Annotated in this window: 21 protein-coding genes and 1 rRNA gene; 2 read left to right on the top strand and 20 right to left on the bottom strand. The window is 50.1% G+C overall.

Going from position 1 to position 14,952, the window contains the following annotated elements:
• From AC3Y2E_RS29120 to AC3Y2E_RS29110, 3 genes are all read right to left on the bottom strand, one after another.
• A 16S ribosomal RNA gene (locus AC3Y2E_RS29120) occupies window positions 1-125 on the bottom strand; the annotation flags it as partial.
• Between the two features lie 419 nt (window positions 126-544).
• Complete coding sequence (locus AC3Y2E_RS29115) at window positions 545-763, bottom strand: hypothetical protein (protein ID WP_379216729.1); 219 nt, start codon at window positions 761-763, stop codon at window positions 545-547.
• 133 nt (window positions 764-896) lie between these two features.
• A complete protein-coding gene (locus AC3Y2E_RS29110) occupies window positions 897-1,508 on the bottom strand; it encodes a stage II sporulation protein M (protein ID WP_379216727.1) in 612 nt (203 codons plus the stop codon).
• A gap of 158 nt (window positions 1,509-1,666) precedes the next feature.
• Between AC3Y2E_RS29110 and pdaB the strand changes: the two genes are divergently transcribed.
• Complete coding sequence (pdaB, locus tag AC3Y2E_RS29105) at window positions 1,667-2,449, top strand: polysaccharide deacetylase family sporulation protein PdaB (RefSeq protein ID WP_379216725.1); 783 nt, start codon at window positions 1,667-1,669, stop codon at window positions 2,447-2,449.
• A gap of 108 nt (window positions 2,450-2,557) precedes the next feature.
• Here pdaB and AC3Y2E_RS29100 read toward each other — a convergent pair whose 3' ends face one another.
• On the bottom strand, window positions 2,558-3,178 hold the full coding sequence (locus tag AC3Y2E_RS29100) for a KinB-signaling pathway activation protein (RefSeq protein WP_379216723.1): 621 nt from the start codon (window positions 3,176-3,178) through the stop codon (window positions 2,558-2,560).
• A gap of 216 nt (window positions 3,179-3,394) precedes the next feature.
• On the opposite strand from AC3Y2E_RS29100, the gene gerD reads away from it, so the two are divergent.
• Complete coding sequence (gerD, locus tag AC3Y2E_RS29095) at window positions 3,395-4,108, top strand: spore germination lipoprotein GerD (protein WP_379216721.1); 714 nt, start codon at window positions 3,395-3,397, stop codon at window positions 4,106-4,108.
• A gap of 134 nt (window positions 4,109-4,242) precedes the next feature.
• Here the strand turns inward: gerD and AC3Y2E_RS29090 are convergent, their stop codons facing one another.
• The 16 genes from AC3Y2E_RS29090 to AC3Y2E_RS29015 all read right to left on the bottom strand — a co-directional run bounded on the left by AC3Y2E_RS29090 (window position 4,243) and on the right by AC3Y2E_RS29015 (window position 14,915).
• Window positions 4,243-5,310, bottom strand: coding sequence for an Mrp/NBP35 family ATP-binding protein (locus AC3Y2E_RS29090; RefSeq protein ID WP_379216719.1), 1,068 nt, complete (start codon window positions 5,308-5,310; stop codon window positions 4,243-4,245).
• A gap of 100 nt (window positions 5,311-5,410) precedes the next feature.
• Window positions 5,411-6,148: an N-acetylmuramoyl-L-alanine amidase CwlD gene (cwlD, locus tag AC3Y2E_RS29085; RefSeq protein WP_190931917.1), complete on the bottom strand. Its 738-nt coding sequence runs from the start codon at window positions 6,146-6,148 to the stop codon at window positions 5,411-5,413.
• Window positions 6,149-6,213: 65 nt separating this feature from the next.
• Window positions 6,214-7,398: a sulfate adenylyltransferase gene (sat, locus tag AC3Y2E_RS29080; RefSeq protein ID WP_190931916.1), complete on the bottom strand. Its 1,185-nt coding sequence runs from the start codon at window positions 7,396-7,398 to the stop codon at window positions 6,214-6,216.
• A 96-nt stretch (window positions 7,399-7,494) separates the two neighbouring features.
• Window positions 7,495-8,187 carry a phosphoadenylyl-sulfate reductase gene (locus AC3Y2E_RS29075; protein WP_379216715.1) on the bottom strand — a complete coding sequence of 231 codons (693 nt, stop codon included), beginning with the start codon at window positions 8,185-8,187 and terminating at the stop codon, window positions 7,495-7,497.
• Between the two features lie 216 nt (window positions 8,188-8,403).
• Complete coding sequence (gene rpsI, locus AC3Y2E_RS29070; RefSeq protein ID WP_190931914.1) at window positions 8,404-8,796, bottom strand: 30S ribosomal protein S9; 393 nt, start codon at window positions 8,794-8,796, stop codon at window positions 8,404-8,406.
• A 19-nt stretch (window positions 8,797-8,815) separates the two neighbouring features.
• Window positions 8,816-9,253 carry a 50S ribosomal protein L13 gene (gene rplM / locus AC3Y2E_RS29065; RefSeq protein WP_190931913.1) on the bottom strand — a complete coding sequence of 146 codons (438 nt, stop codon included), beginning with the start codon at window positions 9,251-9,253 and terminating at the stop codon, window positions 8,816-8,818.
• Window positions 9,254-9,438: 185 nt separating this feature from the next.
• Window positions 9,439-10,194, bottom strand: a complete 756-nt coding sequence (gene truA, locus AC3Y2E_RS29060; RefSeq protein ID WP_379216732.1) for a tRNA pseudouridine(38-40) synthase TruA — start codon at window positions 10,192-10,194, stop codon at window positions 9,439-9,441.
• A 194-nt stretch (window positions 10,195-10,388) separates the two neighbouring features.
• A complete protein-coding gene (gene rplQ / locus AC3Y2E_RS29055; protein ID WP_190931912.1) occupies window positions 10,389-10,757 on the bottom strand; it encodes a 50S ribosomal protein L17 in 369 nt (122 codons plus the stop codon).
• 70 nt (window positions 10,758-10,827) lie between these two features.
• Window positions 10,828-11,772 (bottom strand): DNA-directed RNA polymerase subunit alpha, encoded by a 945-nt coding sequence (locus AC3Y2E_RS29050; protein ID WP_379216712.1) that lies wholly within the window; start codon window positions 11,770-11,772, stop codon window positions 10,828-10,830.
• A gap of 126 nt (window positions 11,773-11,898) precedes the next feature.
• The gene (gene rpsK, locus AC3Y2E_RS29045) at window positions 11,899-12,297 is read right to left on the bottom strand and encodes a 30S ribosomal protein S11 (protein ID WP_190931910.1); all 399 of its coding nucleotides are present in this window, start codon (window positions 12,295-12,297) and stop codon (window positions 11,899-11,901) included.
• 18 nt (window positions 12,298-12,315) lie between these two features.
• Window positions 12,316-12,684 (bottom strand): 30S ribosomal protein S13, encoded by a 369-nt coding sequence (gene rpsM / locus AC3Y2E_RS29040; protein ID WP_190931909.1) that lies wholly within the window; start codon window positions 12,682-12,684, stop codon window positions 12,316-12,318.
• A 20-nt stretch (window positions 12,685-12,704) separates the two neighbouring features.
• Window positions 12,705-12,818: a 50S ribosomal protein L36 gene (gene rpmJ / locus AC3Y2E_RS29035; protein WP_190931908.1), complete on the bottom strand. Its 114-nt coding sequence runs from the start codon at window positions 12,816-12,818 to the stop codon at window positions 12,705-12,707.
• A gap of 120 nt (window positions 12,819-12,938) precedes the next feature.
• The gene (gene infA / locus AC3Y2E_RS29030; protein ID WP_110843848.1) at window positions 12,939-13,157 is read right to left on the bottom strand and encodes a translation initiation factor IF-1; all 219 of its coding nucleotides are present in this window, start codon (window positions 13,155-13,157) and stop codon (window positions 12,939-12,941) included.
• A 2-nt stretch (window positions 13,158-13,159) separates the two neighbouring features.
• Window positions 13,160-13,507: an RNA-binding protein gene (locus AC3Y2E_RS29025; RefSeq protein ID WP_379216708.1), complete on the bottom strand. Its 348-nt coding sequence runs from the start codon at window positions 13,505-13,507 to the stop codon at window positions 13,160-13,162.
• Window positions 13,504-14,265, bottom strand: a complete 762-nt coding sequence (gene map / locus AC3Y2E_RS29020) for a type I methionyl aminopeptidase (protein WP_190931906.1) — start codon at window positions 14,263-14,265, stop codon at window positions 13,504-13,506. Before map ends, AC3Y2E_RS29025 begins: the two co-directional genes overlap by 4 nt.
• The gene (locus tag AC3Y2E_RS29015; RefSeq protein ID WP_190931905.1) at window positions 14,265-14,915 is read right to left on the bottom strand and encodes an adenylate kinase; all 651 of its coding nucleotides are present in this window, start codon (window positions 14,913-14,915) and stop codon (window positions 14,265-14,267) included. The genes map and AC3Y2E_RS29015 overlap by 1 nt, the downstream gene beginning before the upstream one ends.
• Window positions 14,916-14,952 lie beyond the last annotated feature (37 nt).

Below are 14,952 nucleotides of genomic sequence, written 5' to 3'. Positions count from 1 at the left end.
CTTACAGGCAGGTTGCCTACGTGTTACTCACCCGTCCGCCGCTAGCCCCGAAGGACTCGCTCGACTTGCATGTATTAGGCACGCCGCCAGCGTTCGTCCTGAGCCAGGATCAAACTCTCCAATAAGGAGGGTTACTTCTTCGATCACTCTTCGACGAGTTGGAGAGCTTGAGCCAAAAGGATCAAACTTCCTTGATCTCCGAATTCACCCAATATTTTAGAGCTGATTGCTCAAACGTACTGACTTGTGTCGATAACTCGACTTGTTTTGATCTCTTGCGAGATCGTCACTTGCACGCTCGTTGTTCAGTTTTCAAGGAGCAAATCCCTTACATGGAATCATCGTTATGCAACTCTTTTTTCATCGAGTAACTTTTTGCGACGACCCCTTTAATATAACACAACATCCGGAATCAATGCAAGCATTTTTTCTAATAAATATTTGAAAGACTTGTCTGATCCATGACTTAGCGATGTTGCGAAACATAATTTAACACATCCGCTTTGTTAAAGTCAAGCCTTCATTCGACAAAAAACACAATCTCTTATTGATAATTACGATTCCGGGCATACCGGGACAAATCTTTAGGAGTCGCCAGCCGGGCATACATGCGGAATATAACGGTATATCTCGATTCGATCGCACTTTTCACTTCGCCGTCGAGACGGTTGTCTTTCAGATCGAACAGCATTTCATCCAATTCTTTGCGAAGTACATATCCGAGTTCCTTGCATTCTCTTTGATTAAATAAAAATCCGAGCATAAGCGAATCATGCGCCTCCGTTCTGAAATGGGAAGTGGCTGCAGGCCGTTTCAGCAGGCCGTTTACAACCGCCTTACTGTTATGCTCACAATTTGCCAATTTTATGATGGAGGCGCAATAATATTTTGATTTTCTATAGTTGAACAATCCAAGGCGTAATGGTGCTCTCGATAATAGCAGCGGCTAGCAGCGAACCAACGAGAAGAATGACGAGAGGCACCGTTATTTTCAGAAACTGCTCCAAATCCGCCGCAAACGCATTCCGCCCTTGGCTGCTGAATAACCGGAGCATCCCTTTGGCCATAATTGCCCCGAATTTAATCCCGTAAGCACATGCGACAATAATAGCCGGGATTTCAATGATTCCGTGAGGAACAATCGCTTTGAAGAAAAAGCCAAGCTCTCCGGCATTCGCTTGAAGCTCCGCCAAATAGCCGACGACCATGCCGTTAATCAGCAGAAAACCGATAGGAAGCACGCCAAAGAAAATTCCCGCAAAAATGATAAGCACCGACTTGATTGCATTGTTAAGAAAAATAAACCCGAATAGCCAAAGCACCGAATTCTCCTTCTCCGAAATGGAACGCGCTAGGCTTTCAAGTCCTTTGATCTGGCTTTGCAGCATGTTGTCAAATTGCTCCGAATACCCGTAGCCAAGCACGATGCCGGTTGCAAAGATAAGCATCGAGACGATGAAATAATTGTTCATTTCTCTGAAATGCATAAATAATGCTTTAAATCTCATCCCTATGTTCCCCTCTCCTCAATATGTTTATTTACAGGAATCCAACTAGACAAGCATAAGATAGCGGTACGAGCATACCCTTTATTATAGACTATATACAAGCCTTTTGCGCACGCCCCCGTCAGCTGCGAAAGGTTCAAAGGAGGCTTCGAATTGCTGTGAACTTCTTCTATGTCATGAACGGCAAAAAACTGAAACGGTATCTTATCGTCTTCGTCGCCGTTTTATTTGCCATCGGAATCGTATATTCCGAAAGCGACAACATCACCGTCTTCTCCCAAGGGGAACCGGCAGCCATCTACAGCGTGGAGACGGACAAGAAGGTCATTGCGCTCACGTTCGACATCAGCTGGGGGGACACACGGGCCGAACCGATCCTCAAAATTTTGGAGGAAAAGGGCGTAAAGAAAGCAACCTTCTTTTTATCTTCTCCCTGGAGCCAGCAGCATCCCGATATCGTTCAAAAAATTGTCAAGGGCGGCTGGGAAATCGGCAGTCACGGACATAAGCACGTCAATTACAGCAAGCTGAGCGACGAGGAAATCCGCACCCAGATCCAGACTGCTCATGGGATTCTGCAGCAGACTACCGGTCAAAATCCGAACCTGATCCGGCTTCCGAACGGCGATTTCGACAAAAGAGTACTGCGTATTGCCGGCGAGCTGGATTATAAAGTGATCCAGTGGGATACTGACTCGCTAGACTGGATGAACAAAGGCGCGGACAACATTATTAACCGCGTGCTGACCAAAGCCCATCCTGGCGATATCGTACTGATGCACGCAAGCGATACCTGCAAGCAAACTCATGAAGCTCTGCCCACCATTATCGATCAGCTCCGGGCCAAAGGATACGAATTCGTTACGGTCAGCGAGATGCTTCAGCAAACGAACGTTGTCCAGAAAGAAGCGGAGCGTCAAACGATCGGCAATCTTTTCTAGGCGGGCTGCTTTGCAAAGAACGGTTCCGCAGAAGTAGTATATAACGCAAAAAGAGCCCTTGCAGGCTCTTCTCCACCGGTATTCCCTGGAATTCCACACAAAAGCGGGTTACGCTTTTACCGGAGTTCCGGGGTTGTTTTTTGCCGGTACGATTTTGTGAAGCATCAGAATTTGCCACGCATTACAAACGAGCAGAGGCACAATCATAATGAACATGTACGTCCAGTCCTCGAGATTAAAAGCTGGAATCGCCTCTATGATCGTGACTACGGACATAAAAAACATCGTCGGGATCCATGCCTTCTTATTCGTTTCCTTGACTTTCTGGAGCGTGACACCAACGGAAGCCGCCACAATCACTATCGGCAAAACGATATATTGCATCCAGCCGCCGCTGCCCGTTGAAGCGTTGAACCTCAAATACACGATATCAAACAGCGCTACGACAATAATGATGACCTGTAAAATGTCCCAATACAGCATTTTCCCACGAAAAAGACTTAAAGCCACATACCTTACCGTCAAGTAAGCAAAAAAACCCATCTGGCTAAGTACCGCAATCATGCTCGCCCCGAATATCATGAACAGCCACTCGTACCAGCCCACCGACACGCCAAGGAAGCTGAAATCCTTTACAGTCAGCTTAATGACAATACTGATGATCATCCCCGCCACCGTACCGATCAGCAAGGTTGTCCAGAATAAATAGTTCCATTTTCTCAGCGTCAACTTCGACCCCTCCGACTTTTGTTGCTTCCTACAGAATAATCCCATACCGTCCATTCAATTGTATCAACCCTGGCTCAAAAAAGCGAATCCTTCACGACCAATCTTCTCCGAACATAATGCGGCCAAATCTACAAATACTACGATTAACCACAACAAGGCCAAGTTCTTCGGTGCTTGCATGCCGGAGATTCAGCCAAGAAGGGAGCAGCATGTCCCATGCATTGGAAAAAACTGCGCGGAATTTCCGCTTTGCTTCTGTTGCCATTATTGATTTCATGCGGAGGCGGGGGCGGAGGTTCTGCCCAAGGAAGCGGTTCTCAAAGCTACAAGGATACGAAGTCGATGGTACTCGACATATTGAAATCGTCGGACGGGAAAAAAGCCATTAAGGAAGCGTCCAAGGAAAGCGACAACTCTGCTGCCGGTATGATCCAAGCCCAATCGGCCAAAGATGGCAAAATCCAGATGTTGTCGGCACAAGACGCCCAGCAGCTTCAATTGGTCGTTAAAGACGTGCTTACCTCCGACGGCAGCGACAAAATGATCAAAACGATGATGACCGATCCGAAATTTGCCGGCGATTTTGCCAAGGCGCTGCAGAAAGAAAACAAACAACTGCAGAAGGATTTGTTAAAGGACCCGGAATATCAGAAGCAGATGATCGATCTGATGAAAAATCCGGATTACGAAAAAATCATGCTGGATACGATGAAAGGCACCCAGTATCGGCAGCAAGTCATGACGATCATGCAGGAAGCTCTCCAAAGCCCTCTATATCGTCTGGAACTGATGCAACTGTTGAAGAAGGTTATGGAAGAGGAATCGCAGCCCAAAGCCCAGGGAGGCAAGCAGCAAGGGGAGAAAAAAGGCGGGCAAGGCGGCGAGAAGAAGGAAGACGAGAAAAAAGAAGACGGCGGCGGCGAGCAATAAGGGACGAGCTGTTACCCGGTCGGTTCGCGCAAACCGCAGGTTGCACAAACCGCAGGTTCGCACAAACCGCAGGTTCGCACAAATGCCAAAGAAAGTACTGGCCTCTCGGCCAGTACTTTCTTGTTTGCGAACACTTATTCGCCATGGCGGATAACCGCTTCTGCGACCTCCAGATACATTTGCCCAATCTCGGTATCTTCCTTGTACACGGACGGCGAATAGTCCGGTTCCGAGATATGGTTGTCCGGAGCGCCAAGCGGAATTTGAGCGAGCAGCTTCGTATGCAGCTCTTCCGCCAGCTTCGCTCCTCCACCCCGGCCGAAGACATAATCTTTATGTCCGCACTGGCCGCAGCTGTAGTAGGCCATATTTTCCACGATGCCGATAATCTCATGGTTCGTATGCACCGCCATCGCCCCCGCGCGTGCCGCTACAAAAGCCGCAGTAGCGTGTGGAGTCGTCACGATGATCTCCTTGCTGTGGGGAATCATTTGATGCACGTCAAGCGCGACATCGCCCGTTCCCGGCGGCAAATCGAGGATCATGTAATCGAGTTCTCCCCACTCCACTTCGGAGAAGAAGTTCCTCAGCATCTTGCCGAGCATCGGACCGCGCCAGATGACCGGAGCGTTATCCTGTACGAAAAAACCCATCGAGATCACTTTCACGCCAAAACGTTCGGTCGGGCGGATCAACTGATCGACGAGCTCCGGGCGTTCCTCGATCCCCATCATATCCGGTACGCTGAAGCCGTATATGTCAGCATCGATAATTCCGACCCGTTTTCCTTTACGTGCCAAAGCAACTGCAAGATTCACCGAAACCGTCGATTTGCCTACGCCGCCTTTGCCGCTGGCTACCGCAATAAACGTCGTCTTGGAGCCTTCGTCCAGCAAGTTGGTCGGATTTGCCTTGGCCGGCTCTTCCGCTTCGGCCATCTTGCCGATTTCGGAGCGATCGAAATCCGACATTTCCCGGAACCGAATATGTACGTCGGAGACTCCGGCTTTCTGGAGCGACTCCGTTATTTGCGTGCGGAGCTCTTCCTTGCGGGCTTCCTCATTCGACGAAAGGACGACGCTCAAGGCGACGCCGGATGGTTTGACCATAATGTCCTTGATCAAATTAAGCTCGACCAAGCTTTTGCGGTATACCGGATCCTGCAGGTGACGCAGTGTTTCCAGTACTTGTTCCCGAGTCATCGTGATAGCCCCCCGTTACCGTAATCGTTCGTTCTCCGCTCATTATAGCACATGTTCGGCTCGGGATTGAAATGGTTATCCTCCGAAGGGTCATGACCTCTTATTCGGTGACGTAACGCAAAATGCCCCGATAAATCGACTCGGCCACCTTCCGCTGGTACTTGGCGTCCGCCATCAGCCGCGCTTCTTCCGGGTTGGACAAAAACCCGACCTCCACGAGTGCTCCGGGTATGGTCAGCGCTTTCAGCAAGTAAAACGTATTCTCGGTTTTAGGCACACGGTCGGTGTTGCTCAAGTTCGTGCGAATCTCGCTTTGGATGAATCCGGCCAGCTTTTTCCCTTCCTCGTTGGCAGAGTTATAAAAGGTTTGCGCCCCCTTCCACTTGGCTGAGGGGATGCTATTCAAATGAACACTGACAAGAATGTCGGCTTTTGCATTCTCGATCAAGGCGACCCGGTTGTGCAAATCTTCCGTTTTCCGCTTGCTGTACCCTCTCGTCGCGTCGTTCGCCAAATCCCGGTCATCTTCCCGGGTCATTACGACTACTGCACCGCTTTGCTGCAAGTAATCACGCAAATAAAGCGAGATGGCCAGATTCACTTCTTTCTCAACCAAGCCGGCGCTACTGCTCGCCCCTCCATCCGGCCCGCCGTGACCGGCGTCGATCGCAATGACTTTCCCCGATAAAGGCATCGTCCAATACGACCAGGTCCGGCTTGTAGGCAGCTCGTAGGTGAATAAAAAAATCATAAGAATCACAAGCGCCGATGACATAATTAGTTTCAGTTTCCCGTTAAGATTCAGCCAGACGACGATACTGGCCCTTCTTCTCCGCATAGAAAATCCACCCCTGTCCGATAGACTCCTTAGAAATCTATATGGATCGGGGTGGACAAATATACCTATAGGTTGTTCGATGGAACCAATTGATCGGACATTCCTTCAATCAGCACCTGAGCGACCTCCGGACGGGTGAATTCAGCCGGAGGGCAGATTCCTTCCCGAAGCATCGCGCGTACTTTGGTGCCGGATAAATGCATATGATGCGATTTGTCATGCGGGCAAGTTTTGCTCGTGCCCATGTTGCCGCATTTGGTGCAGAAGAAGCTATGTTCGAAAAATAGCGGAGTTATTCCTAATTCCTCAGCCGTAAAGTTCCGGAATATTTCCTGCGCTTCATAAGTGCCGTAATAATCGCCGACACCGGCGTGGTCACGGCCCACTATGAAATGAGTGCAGCCATAGTTTTTGCGCACCATCGCATGGAAGACTGCTTCACGGGGACCCGCATAACGCATGGCCGCCGGGAAGACGCCAAGGAACGTTCGCTGCTTCGGATAATAATTGTCCAGCAGCACCAGGTAACTTTTCATCCGCACGTCTGCAGATATGTCGTCGGATTTCGTCTCGCCTACGAGAGGATTCAGGAACAAACCGTCGACGATTTCCATCGCCGTCTTCTGAATATATTCGTGCGCCCGGTGAACCGGATTGCGGGTCTGAAATCCAACGACGGTTTTCCAGCCATTCTGTACGAAACGTTTGCGTGTTTCTGCCGGGTCGAAGTAAAAGTCCTGAAACTTCGACGGTTTCGGACGGTTCAGCACCTGTACCGGTCCGCCTACGTATACTTTAGGCCGTGAGAACAGCTTCTGCACGCCCGGATGTTCGCGATCGTCCGTCTTGAATACTTTTACCGCTTCTTCGCGTTGGTCGACCGTATACACGCTTCTGACTTCCAGCAGCGCGTATACAACCTGATCCTCTTCTCCTACAAGAGCTATACGCTCGCCAATCAACAGCCGCTCCGCTAACGTCTCCTCGACCGGAAGGACGATGGGAATGCTCCATACCGCCCCGTCAGCCAGACGCATACGATCCAGAACCGATCTATAGTCTTCTTGAGTCATGAACCCTGTAAGCGGAGAAAAAGCTCCGATCGCGATCAGATCCAGATCCGATATCGTCCAGGAGTTAACAGGAATCTGTTGCAGTTGTTCGGCCTCCAGCAGCAGAGCGTCGCGCTGTCCGCCAGTTACCAAACGGTTGATCAGGGTACCGCCGTGTGGCTTAATCGTTTCCGACATGTTGGTTCCTCCTCAGGTTACTGAGCTTTGCGCTAGCAAAGCTTATCTTCGAAAGCGTAACTGCGCTTTCGTTCTGCTTGCCTGGCTGGCAGCTGGTTATTTGTGCAACCCGCACTCTGTCTTCTCGAAGCCTGCCCAACGTCCTGCGCGCGGATCTTCGCCAGGTAATACTTGGCGTGTGCATTTTTCACAGCCGATACTAGGATAATACTGGTCATGGAGCGGATTGTAAATCAAATCATGTTCACGAATATAATTCCAGACATCCTCAGATGTCCAATCTGCTATCGGATTGAATTTGACGAGACCGAATTTTAAGTCATATTCGATCTTCTTGGCGTTTGCCCGTGTCGGAGCCTGATCTCTGCGAATACCGGTGATCCAAGCTTCGTATTTGCCCAAGATGTTCGTAAGCGGATCGACTTTACGGATATTGCAGCATGAAGTCGGATTCGACTTCCACAGTTCCGCCCCATGAAGAGCTTCTTGCTCCTGCAAAGTCAGTTTAGGACTGACCCGTACGAAGGACATCCCGTAGTGCTCCTCCAGGCGTGCCTTAGTCTCATAAGTTTCTCTAAAATGGAGATCCGTGTCCAAATAAAAAATATCGGTAGAAGGCGAAACCTTTTGCAAAATATCGACCAGAACGACGTCTTCCGCGCCAAAGCTGCAAGCAAACGTTATATTCGGGAAGGTCGCGACCGCCCACTCTACTACCGCATCCGCGGATTGAGATTCCAACGTTTGGGCTGCTTCGAGGATGAGCGCTTCTTTTTCCAGCAAGTTCATACGAATGATCCTCCTTAAGACTAATTCCGAGTTTATCTATGTGTTTTATTGTATATACTCATTATAAGGGTAAATGATCGAGTGTCAATAGTTTCCTTATGAACCTTCCGACTCATTTTAGGCACACCATCATAGTATGGCGCCGGAAATGTTTGGTGCACGACAAAAAAACCTTTTCCGCCGTAGCGGAAAAGGTTCGTTGTTGTTGGTTCGAACTTAACGTTTGGAGAACTGAGGAGCACGACGAGCAGCTTTCAAGCCGTACTTCTTACGTTCTTTCATACGCGGGTCGCGAGTCAGGAAGCCTGCGCGCTTCAAGGAACCGCGGAAATCCGGATCTGCCTTGAGCAATGCGCGGGAAATACCGTGACGGATCGCGCCAGCTTGTCCTGTAGTACCGCCACCGTTCGCGATGACCAGTACGTCGTAACGGCCAGTCGTTTCAGTCAAAGTGAGCGGTTGTTTCACGATCAGCTTCAACGTCTCCAGACCGAAGTATTCGTCCAATGGACGATTATTAATAACAATCCGTCCTTCTCCCGGTACAAGACGTACACGTGCTACCGAGTGCTTCCGACGGCCGGTTCCATAATATTGAACTTGTGCCATGAACAGGTCCTCCTCTTAATTATCCGCGAAGTTGCCAAACTTCAGGTTTTTGTGCTTCGTGTGGGTGCTCCGAGCCAGTGTACACTTTAAGCTTCGTTTTCAGCGAGTCGCCCAGACGGTTTTTCGGGAGCATGCCGTAAACAGCCAGTTCAACCATGCGATCTGCTTTTTTGTTCAGCATCTCTTGAGCTGTCGCCGTCTTCAATCCGCCTTGATATTGAGAATGGCGATAGTATTTTTTTTGCAGCAATTTTTTACCGGTCAATACGACTTTGTCAGCATTGATAATGATCACGAAGTCACCCGTATCGACATGCGGTGTAAATTCAGGCTTCAACTTACCGCGCAGAATGGAAGCAGCTTCGCTTGCCATACGTCCGAGCGTTTGTCCGGCTGCATCGATAATGTACCATTTCTTTTCAACTTCTTGTGGCTTAGCCATATATGTGGTACGCATTCGCAATGTCCTCCTAAATAAATCTACATCGAAAACAATTGTTTAGGTTAGAAAAAACATTTTCATTGGTTGGTGCTCTCATAACGCGGGGCGTGGGAGGCCAGTTATGAAAGACCATTTAATATATTACAACATTTCCGGGTGTGGCGCAAGTCATTTCTTACATTTTAAACCGTACAAACCGGCTAATACACCACTTCCCACAGCATCAATCCGTGAGCCATCGCTGTCGGTCCTGCAAGGCTGCGATTTTGGGCTCTTAACACGTCTCCCATGTTCGCAGCTGTGCGCTTGCCCTCGCCGACCTGCATAAGCGTACCCACGATGATTCGTACCATATGCTGCAAAAAACCGTTACCAGTTACCCATACGTGAATGAGACCCGGACCGCTTCCCGTCTCCGCATCCACTGTCTCGATATAAGCGTCATAAATGGTGCGGACATGAGAGGGTTTCGTCGACTTCACGGAACAATACGAGGTGAAATCGTGTTCGCCGATCAGCGCCTGGAGCGCATGGCGCATCGCTTCCACGTTTAGCGGAGTCGGATGGTGAAATTGCATATGTCGCTGAAATACGTCCGGCACGCGATTGCAATTGATCGTATACCGGTACGTCTTCCTCTTGGCCGATCTACGCGCGTGGAAATCCGGATCCGCCATACGCGCCTCCAGGATGCGAATGTCCGGAGGCAGGCGCGAATTGAGCGCAAGAGCCAACCGTTGAATCGGTATGGAGGACGAGGTAATAAAGTTGAATACTTGCGCGCGCGCATGCACCCCAGCATCCGTACGCCCCGAAGCTGTAATGTGAATTTTCTCGCCCATAAGCTTCTCAATGGCCTCTTCGATTCGGTCTTGAATCGTGTTGCCTTGCAGCTGAGATTGAAAACCGAAATAACGGGTCCCTTCATAGCTTACGGTCATGACCAGGTTTCTCAGGTAGACCACCCCAAAGCGACAAAGGCTGTTTCCGCGTCTGCCGGAAGTCATTCGTACAAGGCGCATGCGGTCTGGTATGGTTATACCGTGTCAGACACGAATGCTCCTCGCCGAATTCGTTCCTTGTACTATCTGCTTACAAAAAAAGGGCTTCAGCAGAATCAATGATTCTGTCCACCCTTTCATCCGGTTAATTAAGCTCGGTCAACCAGTTCCAAATATACCATCGGTGCAGAGTCGCCGCGACGAGGTCCCAGCTTGAGGATACGCGTGTATCCGCCTGGACGCTCGGAGTAGCGAGTTGCAAGTTCCGTGAACAGCTTCTGGATCGCGTCTTGATCCGATCCTTCCAACTGTTCGCGACGAACAAAAGCGGCTGCTTGACGACGCGCGTGCAAATCTCCGCGCTTAGCCAGCGTAATCAGCTTTTCCGCAATGGAACGAACTTCTTTCGCTTTACCTTCCGTCGTCTGAATGCGTTCGTATAAGAACAGATCGGTTACCAGATCCCTGAACAAAGCTTTCCGGGCGCTGGAGTCACGACCCAATTTTTGGTATGCCATCTGTTTCCCCTCCTTCTGTAATCGTACGGTAGAACCTCAGGAACAGCCGCGCAGGAGTTCCGTCCGTCGATCAATCTTCCGCGCGCAAGCCGAGTCCGAGCTCTTCCAGCTTCTCTTGAACTTCCTCCAAAGATTTGCGGCCCAGGTTGCGGACCTTCATCATATCTTCTTCGGTTTTCGTAATAAGCTCTTGCACGGTGTTGATACCCGCACGTTTCAAGCAGTTGTAGGAACGAACCGAAAGATCAAGCTCTTCGATCGTCATCTCCAACACTTTTTCTTTCTTGTCTTCTTCTTTTTCGACCATAATTTCCGCATCTTTCGCCTCATCGGTCAGGCCGACGAACAACATTAGATGCTCGGTCAAAATTTTCGCGCCAAGGCTGACGGCTTCTTCCGGTCGAATGCTTCCATCGGTCCACACTTCGAGGGTAAGTTTGTCGTAATTCGTGACTTGACCGACACGAGTATTCTCGACACTGTAATTGACACGAGTGATCGGGGTATAGATGGAATCTACCGGGATAACTCCAATCGGCTGATCCTCTCTTTTGTTCCGATCTGCAGCAACATAGCCTCTGCCGCGACCCGCGTGAATACGCATGTGCAAACGAGCGTCTGCAGCAAGCGTTGCAATGTGCAAGTCCGGATTAAGGATTTCTACATCGCTATCCGCGCGAATATCGCCGGCGACTACACTGCCTTCGCCCTCAGCGTCAATTTCCAGTACCTTCTCCTCGTCGGAGTGGATCTTCAAAGACAATCCTTTCAAATTCAGGATAATCTCCGTAACATCCTCCATCACGCCGGGCACCGTCGAAAACTCGTGCAGAACGCCGTCAATTTGAACGGAATTGACCGCAGCTCCCGGCAACGAGGAAAGCAAGATGCGGCGCAAGGAGTTCCCGAGCGTTGTGCCGTATCCGCGCTCCAGCGGTTCGATCACGAACTTGCCGTATTTGCCGTCATCGCTCAGTTCAACGGTTTCGATTTTTGGCTTTTCAATTTCGATCATGAACTTAACCCTCCTTAAAAACGTCGTTTCCCTCCGGATTCCCTGCAAGCGCAAAAAGGAATAGTATGCCTATCGTCCACATCCATTATTCACATGTTTCCGATAAATATACTATAGGAACCATAATCAGACACGACGACGTTTCGGCGGACGGCAACCGTTATGAGGTACCGGAGTTACGTCTTTGATGAGGTTGACTTCAAGGCCTGCTGCCTGGAGCGAACGGATTGCAGCTTCGCGTCCTGCGCCTGGTCCTTTAACGACTACCTCAACAACTTTCATTCCATGCTCCATAGCGGCTTTCGCTGCAGATTCAGCAGCCATTTGAGCTGCGAACGGAGTGCTTTTACGCGAACCTTTGAAACCGAGGTTTCCGGAGCTCGCCCAAGAAATTGCGTTACCATGCGGATCCGTGATTGTTACGATCGTGTTGTTGAATGTCGAACGGATGTGAGCGACACCAGATTCGATATTTTTACGGTCACGACGTTTAGTCCGTGCTACTGCCTTTTTCGGTTTAGCCATGAGAGTTATCCCCCCTTATTATTTCTTCTTATTCGCTACTGTACGACGAGGTCCTTTACGCGTACGGGCGTTTGTTTTGGTGCGTTGACCGCGAACCGGCAAACCGCGACGATGGCGAATGCCACGATAGCAGCCGATTTCCACAAGTCGCTTGATGTTAAGGGCAATCTCACGACGAAGGTCGCCTTCCACTTTCAACGTTTTGTCGATCGCTTCACGGACTTTGTTTACTTCATCTTCCGTTAGTTCGCGTACACGAGTGTTCCCGTTAACGCCAGTTTGGGCGATAATTTTTTGGGAAGTCGTTTTGCCGATACCGAAAATGTACGTCAGCGCGATTTCCAACCGTTTGTCACGGGGCAAGTCTACTCCAGCTATACGAGCCATTAGTGATCGTGCACCTCCTTTTAACCTTGTTTTTGCTTATGCTTCGGATTTTCGCAAATGATCATGACGGCGCCCTTGCGACGGATGACTTTGCATTTTTCGCAAATCGGTTTGACCGACGGTCTTACCTTCATGTTTATTACCTCCTGAGAACTTTGCCATGGCGAAGCCCCAAAGTTGACATCTTAAGAAATCAATGAGCTCTGCGCTGCAAAGCTGCTTAAGCATTGCCGAACTTTGCCGGAGCAAAGTATTTATTTAAATCGGTACGTGATCCGACCTCTGCTCAAATCGTAAGGCGACAACTCGACAGTGACTTTATCCCCCGGCAATATACGGATAAAGTGCATCCGAATCTTACCCGATACATGGGCCAGCACCTGGTGTCCGTTCTCGAGCTCCACTTTGAACATCGCGTTCGGAAGTGGCTCGATTACTTTACCTTCTACCTCAATTACATCTTCTTTGGCCACGGTCATTCTCCTTTCTCATGCGCTTCGGATTGTCCGCTTTCCATAAACTTGCAGATTGCGTAACGAAGTTTGCCGTTGGTTACGCATCCCGTCTCCGAAATGCTGCCGGCTACCTCGCTGCTGACAAAATCAAACAGTCGCAGATGAAGCAGGTTTTTCTTCTTCGGCCCAGCGAACTTGCGCTTGTCGCCGTCGGCAATCCATACGAACCGGTCATCCAGCAAGCCGACAATAACCGCGTATTGATCTTGCTCCCTGCCGCGCAGCACTTTCACGATCCGCCCGATCTCCGGCATAACCGTATGATCGGAGGTAGATACTAGATGCCCTTGGTTCGCATCATTCATCATTCGTCACCAGATCCGTCGATCGTTAAAATCTCGTATCCATCCGGAGTGATGACGATCGTATGCTCGAAATGCGCACAGAGCGAACCGTCGACAGTTACGACCGTCCAGTCGTCCTCCAGCGTTCTTACGTACCGTTCGCCTACGTTAACCATTGGTTCAATGGCTAGCGCCATGCCCGGTTTGAGCCGGGGGCCGCGGTTCGGAAGTCCGTAGTTGGGTATCTCCGGTTCCTCATGCAAGTCTTTACCAATTCCGTGCCCCGCATACTCGCGCACGATAGAGAAACCTTCTTCTTCCACGCAAGTTTGAATCGCGTGCGAGATAGTAAACAGGCGTACATCCGGTCCCGCTAACGCGAGGCCTGCATATAGCGATCGCTCCGATACTTCGAGCAGCTTGCGGGCCGTTTCCGAAACTTCGCCCACCGGATACGTCCAGGCGGAATCGCCATGGTATCCTTTGTACTGCGCTCCGATATCGATGCTGATGATGTCGCCTTCCTTCAGCTTTCTGTCACTGGGAAAACCGTGAACCAGTTCCTCGTTGACCGAAGCACAGATGCTGGCAGGAAAACCGTTATAGCCTTTAAAAGATGGTGTAGCGCCCTGACTTCGAATGAAAGTTTCAGCGATCTGATCCAATTCCTTGGTTGTAATGCCAGGCTGAACAGCTTTGGCCATCAGCCGGTGCGTCTTGGCGACGATCCGGCCAGCTTCCCGCATGAATTCCAGTTCAGCTTCGGACTTACAAATGATCATCAGGCTTGACCTCGCAGCAAGGAAGAAATCTCAGCCGTTACTGCATCGATGTCCTGTTGTCCGTCTACTTCACGCAGTAGCCCTTTGTTCGAATAATAAGTAAGCAAAGGTGCCGTTTTGTTCGAGTATTCGTCCAACCGGGTCCCTACCTTCTCCTCCGTATCGTCGGAACGCTGGTACAGCTCACCGGAGCATTTGTCACAGACGCCTTCGGATTTTGGAGGATTAAACATAACGTGATAAGTGGCTCCACAAGATTTGCAGATGCGCCGGCCGGTCAACCGTCCGAGCAGCAAATCCCGATCCACTTTCAAATTGACAACGTGATCGATCTTCTTCCCCATGGAAGCGAGCATCTCGTCCAGAGCTTCCGCTTGAGCGAGTGTTCTTGGAAAACCGTCGAGCAGAAATCCTTCGTCGCAATCCGGCTTCTCCAGACGCTCCTTAACGATTCCGTTCGTAATCTCGTCGGGTACCAGCAAGCCTTGATCGACAAAGCTTTTGGCCTGAACGCCGAGCGGAGTTCCTTGGCTCATCGCGAGCCGGAACGCGTCTCCGGTGGATATGTGCGGTACACGAAATCCATCGACGATTCGTTCGGCTTGCGTTCCTTTACCGGCTCCCGGAGGACCCATGAAAAGAATGTTCAATTTACGCACCCTCCCTGGAGGTTTCCGCGGGCGAAAA

The sequence above is a fragment of the Paenibacillus sp. MAH-35 genome (assembly GCF_058135425.1).
The sequence above is the reverse complement of the archived record's forward strand: the minus strand, read 5'-3'. Positions and strand labels throughout refer to the sequence as shown.